This is a genomic window from Caulobacter sp. Root1472 (assembly GCF_001426985.1).
In the GTDB taxonomy this organism is placed as follows: domain Bacteria; phylum Pseudomonadota; class Alphaproteobacteria; order Caulobacterales; family Caulobacteraceae; genus Caulobacter; species Caulobacter rhizosphaerae.
In genome coordinates this window covers 205,879-222,238 of sequence record NZ_LMFX01000045.1, presented here as the reverse complement: position 1 = coordinate 222,238, position 16,360 = coordinate 205,879, and the positions used below count along the sequence as shown (strand labels likewise).

20 protein-coding genes are annotated in these 16,360 nt (G+C 68.6%); 14 read left to right on the top strand and 6 right to left on the bottom strand.

Going from position 1 to position 16,360, the window contains the following annotated elements; genetic code table 11:
- Positions 1 to 193: 193 nt before the first annotated feature.
- From ASD47_RS22435 to ASD47_RS22425, 3 genes are all read left to right on the top strand, one after another.
- Positions 194 to 859: a ParA family protein gene (locus ASD47_RS22435; RefSeq protein ID WP_056761584.1), complete on the top strand. Its 666-nt coding sequence runs from the start codon at positions 194 to 196 to the stop codon at positions 857 to 859.
- Between the two features lie 166 nt (positions 860 to 1,025).
- Positions 1,026 to 1,709 carry an AAA family ATPase gene (locus ASD47_RS22430; protein ID WP_056761580.1) on the top strand — a complete coding sequence of 228 codons (684 nt, stop codon included), beginning with the start codon at positions 1,026 to 1,028 and terminating at the stop codon, positions 1,707 to 1,709.
- 60 nt (positions 1,710 to 1,769) lie between these two features.
- Entirely contained in the window at positions 1,770 to 2,321 is a 552-nt protein-coding gene (locus ASD47_RS22425) for an NADPH-dependent FMN reductase (protein WP_056761577.1), read from the top strand.
- 6 nt (positions 2,322 to 2,327) lie between these two features.
- Here ASD47_RS22425 and ASD47_RS22420 read toward each other — a convergent pair whose 3' ends face one another.
- Positions 2,328 to 2,921, bottom strand: coding sequence for a hypothetical protein (locus tag ASD47_RS22420; RefSeq protein WP_056761575.1), 594 nt, complete (start codon positions 2,919 to 2,921; stop codon positions 2,328 to 2,330).
- 262 nt (positions 2,922 to 3,183) lie between these two features.
- Between ASD47_RS22420 and ASD47_RS22415 the strand changes: the two genes are divergently transcribed.
- The 6 genes from ASD47_RS22415 to ASD47_RS22395 all read left to right on the top strand — a co-directional run bounded on the left by ASD47_RS22415 (position 3,184) and on the right by ASD47_RS22395 (position 7,007).
- A complete protein-coding gene (locus ASD47_RS22415) occupies positions 3,184 to 4,386 on the top strand; it encodes a pyridoxal phosphate-dependent aminotransferase (RefSeq protein ID WP_056761572.1) in 1,203 nt (400 codons plus the stop codon).
- A gap of 117 nt (positions 4,387 to 4,503) precedes the next feature.
- Positions 4,504 to 4,644 (top strand): hypothetical protein, encoded by a 141-nt coding sequence (locus ASD47_RS27165; RefSeq protein ID WP_163232564.1) that lies wholly within the window; start codon positions 4,504 to 4,506, stop codon positions 4,642 to 4,644.
- A gap of 10 nt (positions 4,645 to 4,654) precedes the next feature.
- Entirely contained in the window at positions 4,655 to 4,915 is a 261-nt protein-coding gene (locus ASD47_RS22410; protein WP_028040288.1) for a hypothetical protein, read from the top strand.
- A 73-nt stretch (positions 4,916 to 4,988) separates the two neighbouring features.
- On the top strand, positions 4,989 to 5,174 hold the full coding sequence (locus ASD47_RS22405; protein WP_056761569.1) for a hypothetical protein: 186 nt from the start codon (positions 4,989 to 4,991) through the stop codon (positions 5,172 to 5,174).
- Positions 5,175 to 5,247: 73 nt separating this feature from the next.
- Positions 5,248 to 6,321: a sensor histidine kinase gene (locus tag ASD47_RS22400; protein WP_056761566.1), complete on the top strand. Its 1,074-nt coding sequence runs from the start codon at positions 5,248 to 5,250 to the stop codon at positions 6,319 to 6,321.
- A 95-nt stretch (positions 6,322 to 6,416) separates the two neighbouring features.
- Positions 6,417 to 7,007, top strand: a complete 591-nt coding sequence (locus ASD47_RS22395) for a CAP domain-containing protein (RefSeq protein WP_056761565.1) — start codon at positions 6,417 to 6,419, stop codon at positions 7,005 to 7,007.
- Positions 7,008 to 7,046: 39 nt separating this feature from the next.
- Here ASD47_RS22395 and ASD47_RS22390 read toward each other — a convergent pair whose 3' ends face one another.
- On the bottom strand, positions 7,047 to 7,685 hold the full coding sequence (locus tag ASD47_RS22390) for a glutathione S-transferase family protein (RefSeq protein WP_056761562.1): 639 nt from the start codon (positions 7,683 to 7,685) through the stop codon (positions 7,047 to 7,049).
- Between the two features lie 76 nt (positions 7,686 to 7,761).
- The gene (locus ASD47_RS22385; RefSeq protein ID WP_056761558.1) at positions 7,762 to 7,998 is read right to left on the bottom strand and encodes a DUF2171 domain-containing protein; all 237 of its coding nucleotides are present in this window, start codon (positions 7,996 to 7,998) and stop codon (positions 7,762 to 7,764) included.
- A gap of 171 nt (positions 7,999 to 8,169) precedes the next feature.
- On the opposite strand from ASD47_RS22385, the gene ASD47_RS22380 reads away from it, so the two are divergent.
- The 4 genes from ASD47_RS22380 to ASD47_RS22370 all read left to right on the top strand — a co-directional run bounded on the left by ASD47_RS22380 (position 8,170) and on the right by ASD47_RS22370 (position 13,188).
- Complete coding sequence (locus ASD47_RS22380; RefSeq protein ID WP_056761554.1) at positions 8,170 to 9,183, top strand: DUF6807 family protein; 1,014 nt, start codon at positions 8,170 to 8,172, stop codon at positions 9,181 to 9,183.
- 3 nt (positions 9,184 to 9,186) lie between these two features.
- Positions 9,187 to 9,363, top strand: a complete 177-nt coding sequence (locus ASD47_RS26340; RefSeq protein ID WP_082564753.1) for a DUF4169 family protein — start codon at positions 9,187 to 9,189, stop codon at positions 9,361 to 9,363.
- Positions 9,364 to 9,584: 221 nt separating this feature from the next.
- The gene (locus tag ASD47_RS22375; RefSeq protein WP_056761551.1) at positions 9,585 to 12,776 is read left to right on the top strand and encodes a PAS domain S-box protein; all 3,192 of its coding nucleotides are present in this window, start codon (positions 9,585 to 9,587) and stop codon (positions 12,774 to 12,776) included.
- Positions 12,766 to 13,188, top strand: coding sequence for a response regulator transcription factor (locus ASD47_RS22370; protein WP_056761548.1), 423 nt, complete (start codon positions 12,766 to 12,768; stop codon positions 13,186 to 13,188). The genes ASD47_RS22375 and ASD47_RS22370 overlap by 11 nt, the downstream gene beginning before the upstream one ends.
- Positions 13,189 to 13,246: 58 nt before the next feature.
- Here the strand turns inward: ASD47_RS22370 and ASD47_RS26840 are convergent, their stop codons facing one another.
- Positions 13,247 to 13,420, bottom strand: coding sequence for a hypothetical protein (locus ASD47_RS26840; protein ID WP_156402378.1), 174 nt, complete (start codon positions 13,418 to 13,420; stop codon positions 13,247 to 13,249).
- A 92-nt stretch (positions 13,421 to 13,512) separates the two neighbouring features.
- Here ASD47_RS26840 and ASD47_RS22365 point away from each other — a divergent pair, with 92 nt between their 5' ends.
- Positions 13,513 to 14,430: a LysR substrate-binding domain-containing protein gene (locus ASD47_RS22365; protein WP_056761545.1), complete on the top strand. Its 918-nt coding sequence runs from the start codon at positions 13,513 to 13,515 to the stop codon at positions 14,428 to 14,430.
- A 204-nt stretch (positions 14,431 to 14,634) separates the two neighbouring features.
- Here ASD47_RS22365 and modA read toward each other — a convergent pair whose 3' ends face one another.
- The gene (modA, locus tag ASD47_RS22360) at positions 14,635 to 15,396 is read right to left on the bottom strand and encodes a molybdate ABC transporter substrate-binding protein (protein WP_056761542.1); all 762 of its coding nucleotides are present in this window, start codon (positions 15,394 to 15,396) and stop codon (positions 14,635 to 14,637) included.
- Between the two features lie 91 nt (positions 15,397 to 15,487).
- Positions 15,488 to 16,258: a Coq4 family protein gene (locus ASD47_RS22355; RefSeq protein WP_056761539.1), complete on the bottom strand. Its 771-nt coding sequence runs from the start codon at positions 16,256 to 16,258 to the stop codon at positions 15,488 to 15,490.
- Positions 16,259 to 16,360: the final 102 nt, after the last annotated feature.

Here is a 16,360-nt window from a genome sequence, read left to right as displayed (position 1 = left end):
GGGTGCGCTCGAGGCAGCCCCCCATCATCGTCCGACAACTGCTCATTTTACGGTCAAGCTTTCCCCTGCCCGCAAGGGTCCATGGTTAAGATTCTCCAAACACGACATTTCAGTTGCGAACCCGTCGTAACGGGCGGCTAAGTTATCCACAGGCTTTCCGGTTGCGGACCGGGTGTGTTGGGGAGCGTCGGACGTGAAGACTCTGGCTGTGATTTCCCGCAAGGGCGGGGCCGGCAAGACGACCCTTGCGATCAACCTGAGCCTCACCGCTCATCTGGCGGGTTGGAAGGTGCTGGTGGCCGACATCGATCCGCAGCGCTCGGCCTCCGACGCCCTGCGGGCCCGCGCCGCGCCCGGGCCCGCCCTGGCCGAGATCAACGCCGGCAAGCTGTTCCAGGCCCGCTCCCAGGCCCTGCACGACGCCTATGACGTCATGCTGATCGACACCCCCGCGGCGCCGGACGCCGACGTGGCCGTGGCGGTCAACTCCGCCGACCTGTGCGTGCTGGTCTGCCGCCCCACCTTCCTGGACATCGCCTCGGTGGCGCGCTCGGCCGAGATGGTCCGGCGACTGGGCAAGGCGGGGTTGATCGTGCTGAACCAGGCGCCGTCCAAGCGCGGCGGGGCCGAGCCCGCCAGCGTGCAGAAGGCCATCGAGGCGCTGCGGTTCTGCGGCCTGCCGATCGCGCCCGTCGGCCTGCGCTCGCGGACCCTCTACCAGCAGGCGATCGCCCGGGGCCTGTCGGTCGGCGAATGGGACGCCCAGGCCCCGGCCGCCCGCGAGGTCGACCGCCTGTGGAGCCACGTCGCCGCCCTGCTGGCCCTGGACGGCCACGGACGCGACGCCCGCGCCGGCTGAGCCCGAATTTTTCAAACTGTGCAACGGCTTTCGTGGATTTGACCTCGGCGTCAAATAGTCGGCAAGTTGAAGGTTCTGTTCATACCTTGACCATAACAGTGATCCACCTTGGGGAACCTTGCGGCTGCGGGAACCGGCCGCTGGGTCTGGGCGAAGAGTGCAAGTCGTGAAGACAATTACTGTGCTTTCCAGGAAGGGCGGGGCGGGCAAGACGACCCTGGCCGTGAACCTGGCGCTGACGGCCTTCCTGCAGGGCCGCAAGGTGGTGCTGGCCGACATCGATCCGCAGCGGTCGGCGTCGGACGCCCTGAGGGCCCGCCGCGAACCCGGTCCCATCCTGGCCGAGGTCACCGCCGGCAAGCTGTTCATGACCAAGTCAAACGCCATGCGGGATGGCGTCGACTACCTGTTCATCGACACCCCGGCCATGCCCGAGGCCGACGTCGCCCAGGCGGTCAACATCGCCGACCTCTGCCTGGTGGCTGGCCGTCCCTCGTTCCTGGACCTGGCCCCGATCGTCCGCTCGGCGGAGGCCGTCCGCCGCCTGGGCAAGGACGGCATGGTGGTGCTGAACCAGGCCCACACCAGCCGGTCGGACGTCGCGCCGACGGCTTTCCCCGAGATCCTGGAAGCCCTGAGGTTCTGCGGCCTGCCGCTGGCCCCGCACGGCCTGCGCGCACGCGAGGCGTTCCAGACGGCCATGGCCCATGGGCTCTGCGTGGCCGAGCTCGAGCCGGGCGGCCCGGCGGCCCGCGACCTGCACCGCCTCTGGACCCATGTCGAGGGCGGGCTGGGCGCGCTGGGTGCGTTGGGCGGCGAAACGCCGATGAGGACCGCCCTCACCGCCTGATCCGGCTTTCTCCGGACGCCGGCGCCGACTAGGTTCCGCGCTCGTGTGGCGGAGCCTCTCATGAAACTTCTCGGCGTCTCCGGCAGCCTGCGGGCGGCCTCGTTCAACACCGCCCTGCTGCGCGCCGCCCAGGAGTGTTCGCCCGCGGGGGTGACGATCCAGATCTTCGGCCTGCACGACCTGCCGCTGTTCAACCAGGACGTCGAGGACCAGGGCGATCCCGCGCCGGTCACGGCCTGGAAGGACGCCGTCCGCGGCGCCGACGCCCTGCTACTGGCCTGCCCCGAGTACAATGGCGGGGTCACCGGGGTGCTGAAGAACGCCATCGACTGGGCCTCGCGCGGCAGCCCCTCGGCCTTGCATGGCAAGACCGCGTGCATCGTCGGCGCCTCGCCGGGCGTCACCGGCACGGTTCGCGCCCAGGACGCCCTGCGCCAGTCGTTGCGCAAGGTCTCGGCGGAATACTGGCCGCTTAGCGAGATGCTGGTCGGCCAGGCCCACGCCAAGATCGAGAACGGCCAGGTGATCGACGAAAAGACCCTGGCCTATCTGGGCAAGCACCTGGACGCGTTCATCCAGCACATGCGCGAGAAGGGCCGCGGGAAAGGCTGAGCCTTCCTACTTGGCCATCGACGGGTCGTAGTTGGGACCGAAATCCAGCACGAACAGCGGCCCCAGCACGACGGTCTGCTTGGCGCTGCCCAACTGGAGGGTGACCGCCGCCGCGCCCTTCTCGGCGTCCATGCCGGCCCGGCCGCTGAAGGTGTACATCTTCCAATCGCCGCCGATGGTTTCGACCTGGCCGGTGACGATCCCGCTCCACGGCGCGACCGACTGATGGACCCCGACCCAATTGATCGTCGCCGTGGCCGGCCCGCCGTCGACCGGCTCGGCCTTGGCCCAGAAGGCGACGGTGACGACGTCGCCCTTGGTGATCTTGCCGTCCACCCCCTGGCCGGCGCTGTCCTCCCACGGCTTGTCGGGCGCTGGCGCGGTGACCTGGATGCGGACGCCCGCCCCGCCGATCACCGCCTTGTCCTTGACCGGAGCATTGGTCTGGCCCGTCCCATTGACGTTCCAGGCTATGGACGGCTTGTTGATCGCATACTTCATGATGCCTTGCGCGGCCGGCTGGGCGGCCTTGGCCGTCAGCGGCGCGGTGGCGGACAGGCTCAGCGCGGCCACGGCGGCCAGGATGGCGATCTTGGTCATGGTTTCCCCCTTCGTTTCAGAGACGTCGTTGCGTCGATCGCCCGCCGTCGGCGGGCGATATGGTCGTTCCTCCCGGGGCCACCTTTCACGCGGCGGCTCTCGTCTTAATGATGATAGCGGTACCGTGCCTATCGCGTCCGCGCAAGAACCCCGCCCGGTGGGGCCGTTGTTGCGTTGCGCCGCGGCAAGCACGGGCGTAAAGACCGCCGCAATCCTGAAACCGGTCTTTCGAGTCCACGTCCTCCCAGGGGAGTCCTGAACCATGTCGCTCGAGTCCGCCGCCCTGCGGCGCATCGCCCCGTCGGCCACCATCGCGATCAGCGCCAAGGCGCGCGCCCTGAAAGCGGCCGGCCGGGACGTGATCGCCCTCTCCGCCGGCGAACCGGACTTCGACACCCCCGACAACATCAAGGACGCCGCCATCGCCGCCATCAAGGCCGGCAAGACCAAGTACACCGATCCCGATGGCATGCCCGAGTTGAAGGCCGCCATCTGCGCCAAGTTCAAGCGCGAGAACGGCCTGGACTACAAGCCGAGCCAGGTCCACGTCGCCCCGGGCGGCAAGCCGGTGATCTACAACGCCTTCGTCGCCACCCTGAACCCGGGCGACGAGGTGATCATCCCCGCGCCGTACTGGGTGTCGTATCCCGACATGACCCTGTTGGCCGGCGGCACGCCGGTGTCGGTCGAGACCACCGCCGAAAGCGGCTTCAAGATCACGCCGCAGGCGCTGGAAGCGGCGATCACGCCGAAGACCAAGTGGCTGATCATCAACAGCCCGTCCAACCCGTCGGGCGGCGCCTATACCCGCGCCGAGCTGCAGGCCATCGCCGACGTCCTGCTGCGCCACCCGCAGGTCTGGGTGCTGACCGACGACATGTACGAGCACCTGGTGTTCGACGACTTCGAGTTCACCACCATCGCCCAGGTCGAGCCCAAGCTCTACGACCGCACCCTGACGATGAACGGCGTTTCCAAGGGCTATTCGATGACCGGCTGGCGGATCGGCTACGCGGCCGGCCCCGAGGCGCTGATCAAGGCCATGGGCAAGATGATCAGCCAGACGACCTCCAACCCCTGCTCGATCTCGCAATGGGCGGCGCTGGAGGCCCTGAACGGTCCGCAGGACTTCATCAAGCCGAACGCCAAGCTGTTCCAGGAACGCCGCGACCTGGTGGTGTCGATGCTGAACCAGGCCACGGGCCTGCATTGTCCCACCCCGGAGGGCGCCTTCTACGTCTATCCGTCCTGCGCCGGCCTGATCGGCAAGACCGCGCCTTCGGGCAAGGTGATCGCGACCGACGAGGACTTCGCCGGCGAACTGCTGGAAGCCGAGGGCGTGGCTGTGGTGCACGGCGCGGCGTTCGGCCTGTCGCCGTTCTTCCGCATCAGCTACGCCACCAGCAATGACGTGCTGGAGGACGCCTGCGCGCGTATCCAGCGCTTCTGCGCCAGCGTGAAATAGCCTTTCTTCCCGGCTTTGGCCGTCATTCTGGCCCTTTTGGCGAGGATGACGGCTGTAAGTCGGCCGCGAACCGCGCTACGGCTCCTTTTTGCCGCGTCCCGCGGCCAGGAGATCGTCATGGCCCGCACCCCGAACTACAACTTCGAACGCCAGGAACGCGAGCGCCTGAAGGCCCAGAAGGCGGCCCAGAAGGCCGCCGACAAGGCCGCCGCCAAGGCCGCGGAAAACGCATCCAAGCCTCCAACCGACGATCAGTGAAAGACGGCGCATGCCCAGTTCGACGAGCTTCAACCACGAAACCGTGTCTCTGGACGGCGAGCACTTCTCCGACTGCGAGTTCCGCGACTGCCGCCTGACCTTCGCCGGCGGCGAGGCTCCGGTGTTCAGGAACTGCAAGATCGTCGACTGCGAGTGGAAGTTCGAGGGCGCCGCCGAGCAGACCCTGGCGCATCTGAAGGCCGTGTGGAACGCCGGCGGCAAGGCCCCGGTCCAGGCGCTGATCAAGGAAATCACCGGCGGCGGCCGCTGATCCTCGCGGAGCCTTGTGCGCCGCGCCGGGTTAGTAACCTGCGGCACAAGGCACGGGATTGAAGGATCGGCCCATGCGGAACGCTAAGGACTGCCTGGCGCGAGCCAGCGAAATGGAGCGACAGGCTGGGGCATGCGACGCGGGGAGTCTCGCGACGGAACTGCTGTCGATGGCCCAGACCTGGCGTTATCTGGCGCAACAGGCCTTGTGGCAAGACGCGTTCATCGCTCAGACGCTTCAGGACTTCGACCTGAAATAGGCCTAGGGTGCAGCTATCGGCGCCCATCCGTCGCCGTCCGCGATCTCGCGTCTAGGATCGGATTCCATTCGTCATGCCGCGTCCGATCCCCGGGATTGAAGACGCACAGACGCTGGCCCAGGCGATCGTGGACACCATCCACGAGCCGTTGCTGGTGCTCGACTCCGCGTTTTCCGTGCTGGCCGCCAGCCGGTCGTTCTACGAGACCTTCAAGGTCGACCCCGAGCACACGGTGGGCTGCCTGCTCTACGCCCTGGGCGACGGGCAGTGGGACATCCCCGCCCTGCGCGAGCTGCTGGAAACCATCATTCCCGAGCGGGTGGCCATGAACGGCTTCGAGGTCAATCACGATTTCCCCGGCCTGGGTCGGCGGGTCATGCTGCTGAACGCCCGCAAGGTGATCTACGAGACCAGCGCCAATTCGACGATCCTGCTGGCCTTCACCGACATCACGGCGCGCCGGGCGGTCGAGCGCGAAAAGGAAAGCCTGCTCGCCCGCACGCGCGATCTGTTGAACCAGAAGGAGGTGCTGTTGCAGGAAATGCAGCACCGGGTCGCCAACAGCCTGCAGATCATCGCCAGCATCCTGATGCTCAAGGCCAGGGCCGTCACCTCCGACGAAATCCGCTTTCACCTGAAGGACGCCCATCAGCGGGTGATCTCGGTGGCCGAGGTGCAGTCGCATCTGCACGCGTCGGGCGGTGTCGACCTGATCGAGGTCGGCCCTTATCTGACAAAACTTTGCGCCAGCCTGACCGCCTCGATGATCGGCGACAGCCAGCCAATCGTCCTGGAGGTCGTCGCCGACCACGGCGCGATCGGTTCGGACAAGGCCGTCAGCATCGGCCTGATCGTCACCGAACTGCTGATCAACGCCGTCAAGTATGCGTTCCCGGTGTTCAGGCACGACGCCCGCGTCACGGTGACCTTCGCCAGCGACGGCCAGGCCTGGACGCTGACGGTCTGCGACAACGGCGTCGGCAAGGCCGCCGAACCCGCCCCTGACAGGAACGGCGGCCTGGGCACGGTGATCGTCGACGCGCTGGTCAAGCAACTGGACGGTCACATGACGGTGGCGTCCACAGGCGGCATGACGGTGACGATCCGGCACGCCCATGTCGGGGCCTCGCCCCTGGTCGCGGCCTGAGGCGGCGCGGTTCAGGCCGCGACATTCCGCGCGACTGCACGCTTGGTCGGAGCGTGCTAGGTCAGGCCTGGGGCGTCTGATTCTCGGGAGCGCGCATGCGCATTTCCGGCCGCATGGCCTTGGCTCCGGCGTTCGCCGGCCTGCTGTTCCTCGCCCTGGCGCCCGCCGCCGAAGCCGCCTCCCTGACGGCCCGCCTCGATGACGCCGTCCTGGACGAGCTCAACTTCGCCCGCGCCCGCCCAGTCGAATACGCCGACGAACTGCGCCGCGAGTTGAACAGGAGCGACGATCCCGCCGCCGTCGAGGAGGCGATCGACTTCCTGGAGCGCCAGACCTCGCTGCCGCCCTTGGCGCCGGATCAGCGCATCGCCGCCGCGGCGCGCCAGCACGCCCAGGCCCAGGGGCCACGCGGCGACGTCGGCCACGGCCCGACCGGCTCCCTGGGCCAGAGGCTGCGCGGCCAGGGCGTCTGGGCCGGCCTTTCCGCCGAGAACATCTCCTATGGGTCCGAAGACCCGCGCGATGTCGTCCGCCAGCTGATCATCGACAGCGGCGTTCCCAGTCGCGGCCACCGCCGCAACATCTTCGCCGCCAGCTATCAGCTGGCCGGCGTGGCCTGCGGCCCACACCGCGCCTACGGCTACATGTGCGTAATCGACTTCGCCGGAGCCCTGCCGCCGCGCTGAGGCCGGCGACATTCCCTCGTGGAACCGAAAACCTCGTCGCTACCCGTCGATCCAGTCGCTCAGCCCCTCGCGGGCGTGGACCTCGCGCAGCGACGGCATGGCGCGCATCCGGGCCAGGTAGCGGGCGATGTTGGGCCAGGCCGTGGCTTGCCGGGGCAGGTTGCGCGACCAGCGCATCAGCATGGTCGCCAGGAAGTCCACCGCTGACAGCCGCTCGCCCAGCATGAAGGGCCCCTTGGCCGCCAGTTGGGCGTCGACCCTGTCCCAGACCGCCTCGACCCGCGCCCGGGCCGCCGCCTGGGCGACCTCGGCATGGGCCTCGCCGGCCGGCTCGTGCGGATAGTACCAGGCCCGGAAGCTGGGCATCAGGGCGTTGGCCAGATAGACCATCCACTGCAGATAGGCCGCGCGCTCCGGTTCCCCGGGCGCCGGCGCCAGGCCCTTGTCGAGGTGGCGCTCGGCCAGCAGCATCAGGATCGCCGTGCTCTCCAGCACTGGCGCGCCGTCGACGATCAGGGTGGGCACCACCCCGCCCGGATTGAGCTTCAGATAGTCGGGAGTCTTTTGGGCGCCCGCGTCGATATCGGTCAGGACCAGCTCGAAGGGCGCGCCGATCTCGATCAGCATCCAGTGCACCGCCAGGCTGGCCGTGCTGGGGCTGTAATAGAGCTGGTACATGCGAAAGATCCCTCACCCGTTGGCGGGCGAGGGATCGGTCAGCACGGCGGAGCTGTCAATCGCGCCGCGATGGACATCAGTGCTTTTCGCGCCAGCGCGCCTTGGCGTCGTCCTTGGTCAGGTTCAGGTGCACGCCGTCGTCGTCGACATGGTCGACCCAGGTGATCGGGATCAGGTGGTGCTTGAGGCCGCCGCCCAGGTCCAGCTTGGCCAGTTCGATCTCGCCGCCGACCACGTGGTCCACCCGGCCGACATGACCGCCGTCCGAGCCGACCACTTCCAGGTGTTCGCGGATTTGCGAAGCGTTGATCATGACGTTCCTCCTGTTGATGGACGTTCGGCAGGGTAACGGGCCAGGACTCGGCGCAGTTTCCAGACGGCTTGCGGATAGCCGATGTTCGCTTTATGTTCTAGCGCAGGTTGCGACTTTGCGGATGTCGCGTTCCTGGCTATCACTCGACCGGCCGCCGCAGGGGAAACACCGATGATCCGATCGCTCGCCGCCCTGATCGCGCTGATGGGGCTCCTTGCCTCGGCGGGAACGGCCGGCGCGCAGGCGGAGACCGCCCCCCCCGCGGCCGCCCAGCCCGCGACCGGAAGCCCTCCCGAGGCCGCGACGCCCGCCCCTTCGGAGCCCGCGCCAGTCTCCCCCCTGCCCCGGATCGATGCGGTGTTCGCCACCGACGGCGTCACCCTCACCGACGGCGGCAAGAGCGTCCTGTTCTACCGCACCGCCCCGGCCGATCCGCACGAGGCGGGCCGGCTGAACTATGTTCACCCGATCTGGGCGCCCGACGGCGCGGTGCTGACCGAGGACCGTCCCGCCGACCACCTGCACCAGCGCGGGGCGTTCTGGAGCTGGCACCAGGTGCTGGTCGACGGGAAGGCGGTCGCCGACGGCTGGTTCATGAAGGGCCTGACCTTCCATGTCCGGGAGAAGCGCTTCAAGGGCGACAGCGCTGGCGGCGGGACCCTGGTGGTCAACGCCGACTGGATCGTCAATTCGGCGCCCGAGGTGGCCTATGTGGCGCGCGAGACCACCAAGGTGCGGGTCTATCCGCTGAAGGCCGGCGCGCGGCGCATCGACTTCGACACGGTGATCACCGCGCGGTCCGACACCCTGGCCCTGGGCGGCAGCGACGACGAGAAGGGCTATGGCGGCTTTTCGGTGCGGCTGATCAAGCCGGACCGCCTGAATTTCGGCTCCGGCGGCAAGACCGTGACCCCGGCCGTCAGGCCGGTCGAGGCCGGCAAGGCCATGGGCTTCGCCTGGACGCCCGGCGGCGGCGCGCCGGCCTGGACCGTCGGCCTGGCCTGCAAGGCCAACGGCGCGCCGATCACCCGCTGGATCCTGCGCAGGGAACTGTCGATGCAGAACTGCGTCTTTCCCGGGCGGGCGCCGTTCGTGCTGAAGAAGGGCCAGACCCTGCGCCTGCAATCGACGCTGATCCTGCGGCCGGCGACGCCCGCCCCCGCTGGATCGAAAAAGAAGAGCTAGGCGATGGCCGAGATCCTCAACCTGAACCAGGCCCGCAAGGCCAGGGCCAAGACCGACGCCAAGGCCAAGGCGGCCGAGAACCGCGCCCGGTTCGGCCGAACCAAGGCCGACAAGACCCTCGACGCGGCGCGGGCCGACAAGCTGCAGCGCGACCTGGACGGCTCCAGGCGCGAGGACTGAGACGGCCGGCCAGATCAGAGCGATCCCCGACACCTCCGCTCCCGGCCAGTTCGCTCATCCACGGGCCGCTTCTGATCAAAGGCGCGCTTGGGCCAGGGGAACGCCCTCCGAAGGGGCGAGCATCAAGGCCTGCTCAACCTGCGCTGATCCGCCACACACGGCGTTAGCCTTTTCGCCGCGTCACCCCCCTAAAGTCGGGAAAACGACGGACGAGGAGAGACATGGGCGATCGCGAGACGCTCAGGCTGAACGCCTTGCGGTCCTTCGGCGTCCTGGACACCCAGGCCGACCCTGCGATCGACCGGTTGGCCGGCCTGGCCGCGAACCTGTTCGACACCCCGATCGCCGTGGTCTCCCTCGTCGACGAACAACGCCTGTGGTTCAAGGCCAGGGTCGGCGTCGACGCCACCGAAACGCCGCGCGACAACGCCTTTTGCGGTTACGCCATAGAGCTGGGGCCCGAGGCCGTCATGGTGGTCGAGGACGCCTCGACCGACCCGCGCTTCATTAACAATCCCCTGGTCACGGGCCCGCCCGACCTGCGTTTCTACGCCGGCGCCGCCCTGACCACCAAGGACGGCCATAACCTGGGAACGCTGTGCGTCCTCGACCACAGGCCACGTCCCCGGCCCGACGACGCGGCGCTGGAGCGGCTGAGGCTGCTGGCGCGGATCGTGGTTGACGAATTCGAGCTGGCCAAGGCCCACCGGGAGACCCGCGAAAAGCAGCGCCTGCTTGAGATGGCCGAGACCATGGCCGGCGTTGGCCATTGGCGTCTGGACCTGTCCACCGGCGCCGTCGCCTGGTCGGACGCGGTGTACGCCATCTACGGCGTCGATCGGGAGACCTTCGATCCCAATATCGACGACACGGTCGCCTTCTACCATCCAGAGGATCGCGAACTGGTCCGGCGTCACGTGCTCTCGACCGTGGAGACGCGGACAGGATTCGACTTCCAGGTTCGCCTCATTCGCGCGGACGGCGCCTTGCGACATGTGGTCAGCCGCGGCGTCTGCGAACAGGACGACCAGGGGCGGCCGACGGCGGTTTTCGGGCTCTTCCAGGATGTCACCGACGCGGTCGGGACGATTGACACCCTCCGCCGCAGCGAGCAGCGCTACCGCCTCGTCACGGAACGGGCGGGCGACGTCATCACCTGCTACGACTTTTCGGGACGCGGCAAGTTCATCTCGCCGGCCATCCAGCGCCTGCTTGGCTACACCGTGGCCGAGACCGTAGGACTGACCGTCCCCAGCGTCCTGCATCCAGACGACCGGGACGCGGTCATGACGGTGTTCGGCGAGATGTCGCGGGGCCTGGACCACAAGACGATCCAGCACCGGTCGCGGCACAGGCTGGGCCACTATGTCTGGGTCGAATCCAACCTGCAGCTGGTGCGGGACGGAACCGGCGCGCCCGAGGAGATCGTCAGCGTTTCCCGCGACATCTCCGACCGCAAGGCCCTGGAGCTGGACCTGATCGCGGCGCGTGACGACGCCCGCGAACAGGCCCAGCGCGCGCTGCTCGCCGAAGACATCGGCGGCCTAGGTTATTGGCGATACGACCTGCGCACGCGCCATCTCGACGTCTCGCGCAAGATGTTCGAGATCTATGGCCTGGACTATGTCGAGCAGCCTGAAATCGACCTCTTCAACGACCGGCTCCATCCCGGCGACCGGGCCTGGACGCTGGCGCGGATCGCCGAACGCCTGCGCACCGGCGAGGACGACCATAACGTGCCCACCCGCATCATCCGCCCCGACGGAGAGGAGCGCTGCGTCTCGGGCAGCTCGATCACCGTCAAGGCCGCCGACGGCCTGCCCGCGTTCATGATGGGCACGGTTCGCGACATCACCGAAGACCGCAAGGCCCAAGCCGCCCTCGCCGAGAACGAGGCGCGCTATCGCCTGCTGGCCGACAACGCCAGCGACATGATCGCCACCTTCAATCCCGACGGGGAGATCTGCTTCATCTCGCCGGCCTGTCGCACCATGCTGGGCCGCGAGCCGGAGGAGCTGATCGGCCGGCGCGCCGTCGACCTGACCCATCCCGACGACCGGGATCACATGATCAACTACTATGCGGCCCTGATCGGTCGCGGTCCTTCCGCGATCTCGGAGCCCTACGAGTTCAGGGCGCAACACAAGGACGGTCGGTGGATCTGGCTGGAAGGCCAGCCGAAGCTGTCCTTCGACGAAGCCGGCGTGCTGGTCGCCATCCAGGACGTCGCCCGCGAGATCACCGCGCGCAAGGCGATGGAGGCGGCGCTGATGGAGGCCCGCGCCGAAGCCGAGGCCGCCGCCGCGGTCAAGTCCGAGTTCCTGTCGAACATGAGCCACGAACTGCGCACGCCGCTGACCGCCGTGCTCGGCTTCTCGCGCCTGATCGAGGGCCAGCCCGAGCTGTCGCCCACCACCCGGCGGTTCGTCGACCGGGTCGCCAACGCCGGCCAGGCCCTGATGTCGACCGTCAACGACATCCTCGACTTCTCCAAGCTGGAAGCCGGCCAGGTCGAGATTCGAAGCGCCGTCTGCGACCCCCGCCGCCTGGTCGAGGACGCGTTGGACCTCTTCGCCTGCCAGGCCCAGGAAAAGGGGATCGTGCTCGACATCGTCGGCGCAGGGACCCTGCCCTCCGCCCTGTTCATCGCGCCCGATCGGGTGCGCCAGGTGTTGCTCAACCTGATCGGCAACGCCGTCAAGTTCACCGACCGCGGCGGGGTCACGGTCGAGGTCGCGTGGCGCCGAGGCCCGAAGAGCCTGCTGATCTCGGTCCGCGACACCGGCGGCGGCGTTCCGGCCGACCGGCTGGACCAGCTCTTCAGGCGCTTCTCGCAGATCGACGGCTCCTCCACGCGCCGACATGGCGGCACGGGCCTGGGCCTGGCCATCTGCAAGGGGCTGGTCGAGGCCATGGGCGGCCAGATCGGCGCCGAGAGCGCCCTTGGCCGGGGCAGCCGCTTCTGGTTCGAACTGCCCGCCGGCGAGGTCGAGCCTGCGGCCCTGGCCAGCGCCTCGAACCAGGCGGCTGCCCTTCCCGTCGCTTGCCGCGTGCTGGTGGTCGACGACAATCCCGTCAACCGCGACCTGGTCCGCACCGTGCTGGACGCCCTCGGCGCCGAAACCAGCGAAGCCGTCGACGGCGAAGCGGCGGTGGCCCGGGCGGAGGCCGAGCCGTTCGACGTCATCCTGATGGACCTGCGGATGCCGGGCATGGGCGGGGTGGCCGCGGCGCGGGCCATTCGCCGCGGCCGCCTCAACGACAATGTTCCGATCATCGCTTTCTCCGCCGACGCGACGGAGGCGCCCCCCGGCGTGTTCGACGGCGTCGTCGCCAAGCCGCTCGAAACCCGCGCCCTGATCGACGAGATCAACCGCGCGCTGCAGTTCGAGACGGTCGACCATGCAGCCTGAAGCCCGACCCAGACGAATCTTCATCGCCGAGGATGACCGCAGCGTCCTGGAACTGCTGACCACGAGGTTGGGTCTGGCCGGCTACGACACCGTCTTCGGCCGCGACGGCTGGGAGGCGCTCGACGGCATCCACAGCGCGCAACCCGCGGCCATCATTCTGGACGTCAACATGCCGCGCCTCGACGGTTTCGGCGTCCTTCGCCACCTGAGGCAAAGTCCGCGCGTGGCGCACATCCCCGTCATGATGCTGACAGCCCGCAACGCGCCGGGCGACATCAAGGAAGCGCTGACCCTGGGCGCCCGCGACTATCTGGCCAAGCCCTTCACCGACGCCCAGCTTCTCGCCCGCGTGACGCGACTGCTGAGGCCAAGACCTGTTTCGACGCCGGCGAACGAGAGCATCCTGCTCTGAGGCGGGATCGGATTGGCGAGGACCTGCGCCTCGAGCGTTTCGCGTCCACTTTGCTGCTCTAGCGTGGCGCGAGATGGCGCCGGGGCTTGGCCTGGGCCTCCCGCACCGCCTGGGCCGCCTGCTCGCTGGCGAGACGAGCCAGCCGGGCCCTGCGCGCGGCGATCCACTCCTGGACCAGCAGCACCCACCCGAACGTGGTTTCCTTATGGGTCTTGATCGCTTCGTCCATCATGATCACCCTTCCTGGCGTTCCATGAGTGGAAAATCGGCTTTCACGTCAGGGATGACAAACGCGGCTTCCTTGCGTAAGCATAAGCCCTACTTATGCCTGACATCCTCGCCAGCCTGCCGCTCAGCGCCATCCGCATCTTCGAGGCCGCCGCACGCCTGAAGAGCTTCACCCGCGCCGCCGACGAACTGGGCGTCAGCCAGGCCGCGGTCAGCTGGCAGGTGAAGGCGCTGGAGCAGCGCCTGGACCAGCCCCTGTTCACGCGACTGCCCCGCGAGGTGACCCTGACCCCGGCGGGCGAGCGCCTGTCGCGGGCGGCGACCGAGGCGATGAGCGTCCTGCGCACGGCGGTGTCCGACTTGGTCGACACCGAGGAGGGCGTGCTGTCGATCACCACGGTGCAGAGCATCGGCGGCCACTGGCTGGCGCCGCGCCTGGGCGGCTTCCAGATCGCCCACCCCCGCATCGCCGTGCGGCTCGACGCCTCCAGCCGGGTGGTCGACCTGCAGCGCGAGCCCTTCGACCTGGCCCTGCGGGCCGGGGGCGGCGTCTGGCCGGGGATGGAGGCGCATCTGCTGGTCCCCTCCGTCCAGACCGTGCTGTGCACGCCCACCGTCCTGGCGCGCTCCGGCGGCCTGACGAATCCGGCCGACCTTTTGCGGGCCCCGCGGATCGGGTCTCCTGACTTCTGGGTGCGTTGGTTCGAAGCGGCCGGCGTCGACGCCAGCGACGATCGCGCCCCGCCGCGCCTGTCGGCCGACGCCCAGGCGCTGGAGGTGGCTACCGCCCTGGCCGACCAGGGCTTCGCGCTGGGCTCGCCGATCTTCTTCGCCCAGGAGATCGCCCAGGGCCGGCTGGTCGCGCCGTTCGACATTACCGCCAACTACGGCGGCGGCTACTGGCTGGCCTATCCGGCCGAACGCCGCCGCGTGCGCAAGATCGCCGTCTTTCGCGACTGGATCCTGGACCAGGCCGCGGCCGATCCGCTGATTGCGCGCTATAGCCGACGCTAGAGCGTGGCAGGCGAAGCGGCTTCGCCGACTAATCCGCCCTATGGCGCCCCAGGTCCTGTGGACCGTTCGGCGTCGAGGCGGCGCCCTCGTCCTTCGACAGGCTCAGGATGAGGGCTGCCGCCAAGAAGGGTGAGTAGAATTCCTCATCCTGAGCTTGTCGAAGGACGAGGAATTCGGCCCAAGGCCGGCAACGGCCCACGGACCCTAGCGCACCTCGTACCCGTAGCGCCTGATGATGGCGATCGCGGCCGGGGACTTCAGAAAGGTCAGGAACGCCAGAGCCGCGGGGTTCTTCTCGCCTGTCCGCAGCAGCACGGCCTGCTGCTGGATCGGGGCGTGGTCAGCGGCCGGGACCAGCCAGCGCGACCCGCCGGGCTGGTCGATCACCTGCGACAGGGCGACGAAGCCCAGTTCGGCGTTGCCGGTGGCCACATACTGGTAGGCCTGGGTGATCGAGGCGCCCCGGACGATCTTCGGCGCCAGGGCGTCGTAGACCTTGAGCTTGCGCATCGTCTCCACCGCGGCCTCGCCATAGGGCGCGGCGGCGGGATCGGCGATGGCCAGCTTGGCGAACCGGTCCGACGCCAGCACCGCGCCCTTGCCGTCGACAAGGCCTGGCGTCCGGGAATACAGCACCAGCCGGCCGACGGCGTAGGTGAACCGCGCGCCGGGGACGGCCAGCCCCTCCTGCTCGGCCTTCAGCGGTCGTTCCGCATCGGCCGACAGGAACACCTCGTACGGCGCTCCGTGCGCCATCTGGGTGTAGAACTGGCCCGAAGAGCCGAAGCTCAGCGTGGCGGTGTGGCCGGTCTTGGCCTTGAAGGCGGCGGCGACCGCCTTGGCCGGCTCGGTGAAGTTGGCGGCGACCGCCACCTGGGTGTCGGCGGCCAGGACGGGCGTCGCGGCCAGGGCGAAGGCGACCCCGAACAGGGCCAGGCCGACCAGCTTGAAGCGGCGGGTGATCATGCGAACTCTCGAAAAACGGACGCCTGGTGCGTTATGTAGTTCAACTACCGAACGCTGGGAACGGTCAAGCCTTGGCGCCTTTCATGTGCGGCTAGGCTCGGTCGCGGCGCCGCGGCGGGATGCCCTGGTAGGCGGTGTTGGGCGCGATCTTCAGGGTCCGGCGCGCCTCGTCCAGCGGCAAGGCGAACAAGGCCGGATAGTCGACCGCCGGCAGCCAGGCGGCCGCCCGGCCGTTGCGCCAGGCCTCGCGCACCGCCTTGCCGTAGGGCAGGTCCGGCGCCGCCTTCTGCAGATGGCGCGCCCCGGCCAGGGCGATGACCGCGAAGCCCAGGCTACGGGTCTGGGCGTGGGAAAAGGCCACCACGCAGACCTCGCCCAGCGCGTCCGTGCCGTAGCCGGTCAGCACGTGCCAGACGTCGTGAACGTCGCGCATGCGTCGTGCGTACCAGGCCAGGGGATGGGCCGCGTCGACGTCGCCCTCGCGAACCTTGCGGCTTTCCTCGGCCAGGCCCGCGGCGGACAGGCCACGCGGGGCGATGAAGTCACGATAGGCGGCGCCGACCGTGCCGGGGCCGAACTGTTCCAGCCACGCCGGATCCGACAGCCGCTCGGCGAACTCGTCGCGCTCGTAGGCGATGCGGCCGCCCTCGGGGGTGCTCAGCAGCCGGCGGTAGCCGTTCGGGATCGCCTTGCCCGACAAGGCCCGCATGATCTCGAACACCTGGGCGGTGTCCTCCTTGTCGGCGAGCAGGCGCCGGACGGCCCGCAGCGCCCGCAAAGGCTGCAGGTTGAACGTGCCGCGCATCCGCCTCATCGGTTCGCGAGGCTTTGGCCCACCGAGCACTTGCGTGACTGCGATCATGGGGCATGCTCCTGCTGGACCCGATAAAGATGACATGGCGTCATTTTTATTCAAGAGGGTTCAGAGACCCGCGCGGGAACCTTGGCGCACAGCCAAACGGCA

Excerpts from the sequence above, each read along its gene's own strand:
- ASD47_RS22425 (WP_056761577.1), top strand. The coding sequence starts at position 1,770 with ATGAAACTTCTCGGCGTCTCCGGCAGCCTGCGGGCGGCCTCGTTCAAC.
- ASD47_RS22420 (WP_056761575.1), bottom strand. The coding sequence starts at position 2,921 with ATGACCAAGATCGCCATCCTGGCCGCCGTGGCCGCGCTGAGCCTGTCC.
- ASD47_RS22415 (WP_056761572.1), top strand. The coding sequence starts at position 3,184 with ATGTCGCTCGAGTCCGCCGCCCTGCGGCGCATCGCCCCGTCGGCCACC.
- ASD47_RS27165 (WP_163232564.1), top strand. The coding sequence starts at position 4,504 with ATGGCCCGCACCCCGAACTACAACTTCGAACGCCAGGAACGCGAGCGC.
- ASD47_RS22410 (WP_028040288.1), top strand. The coding sequence starts at position 4,655 with ATGCCCAGTTCGACGAGCTTCAACCACGAAACCGTGTCTCTGGACGGC.
- ASD47_RS22405 (WP_056761569.1), top strand. The coding sequence starts at position 4,989 with ATGCGGAACGCTAAGGACTGCCTGGCGCGAGCCAGCGAAATGGAGCGA.
- ASD47_RS22400 (WP_056761566.1), top strand. The coding sequence starts at position 5,248 with ATGCCGCGTCCGATCCCCGGGATTGAAGACGCACAGACGCTGGCCCAG.
- ASD47_RS22395 (WP_056761565.1), top strand. The coding sequence starts at position 6,417 with ATGCGCATTTCCGGCCGCATGGCCTTGGCTCCGGCGTTCGCCGGCCTG.
- ASD47_RS22390 (WP_056761562.1), bottom strand. The coding sequence starts at position 7,685 with ATGTACCAGCTCTATTACAGCCCCAGCACGGCCAGCCTGGCGGTGCAC.
- ASD47_RS22385 (WP_056761558.1), bottom strand. The coding sequence starts at position 7,998 with ATGATCAACGCTTCGCAAATCCGCGAACACCTGGAAGTGGTCGGCTCG.
- ASD47_RS22380 (WP_056761554.1), top strand. The coding sequence starts at position 8,170 with ATGATCCGATCGCTCGCCGCCCTGATCGCGCTGATGGGGCTCCTTGCC.
- ASD47_RS26340 (WP_082564753.1), top strand. The coding sequence starts at position 9,187 with ATGGCCGAGATCCTCAACCTGAACCAGGCCCGCAAGGCCAGGGCCAAG.
- ASD47_RS22375 (WP_056761551.1), top strand. The coding sequence starts at position 9,585 with ATGGGCGATCGCGAGACGCTCAGGCTGAACGCCTTGCGGTCCTTCGGC.
- ASD47_RS22370 (WP_056761548.1), top strand. The coding sequence starts at position 12,766 with ATGCAGCCTGAAGCCCGACCCAGACGAATCTTCATCGCCGAGGATGAC.
- ASD47_RS26840 (WP_156402378.1), bottom strand. The coding sequence starts at position 13,420 with ATGATGGACGAAGCGATCAAGACCCATAAGGAAACCACGTTCGGGTGG.
- ASD47_RS22365 (WP_056761545.1), top strand. The coding sequence starts at position 13,513 with ATGCCTGACATCCTCGCCAGCCTGCCGCTCAGCGCCATCCGCATCTTC.
- modA (WP_056761542.1), bottom strand. The coding sequence starts at position 15,396 with ATGATCACCCGCCGCTTCAAGCTGGTCGGCCTGGCCCTGTTCGGGGTC.
- ASD47_RS22355 (WP_056761539.1), bottom strand. The coding sequence starts at position 16,258 with ATGATCGCAGTCACGCAAGTGCTCGGTGGGCCAAAGCCTCGCGAACCG.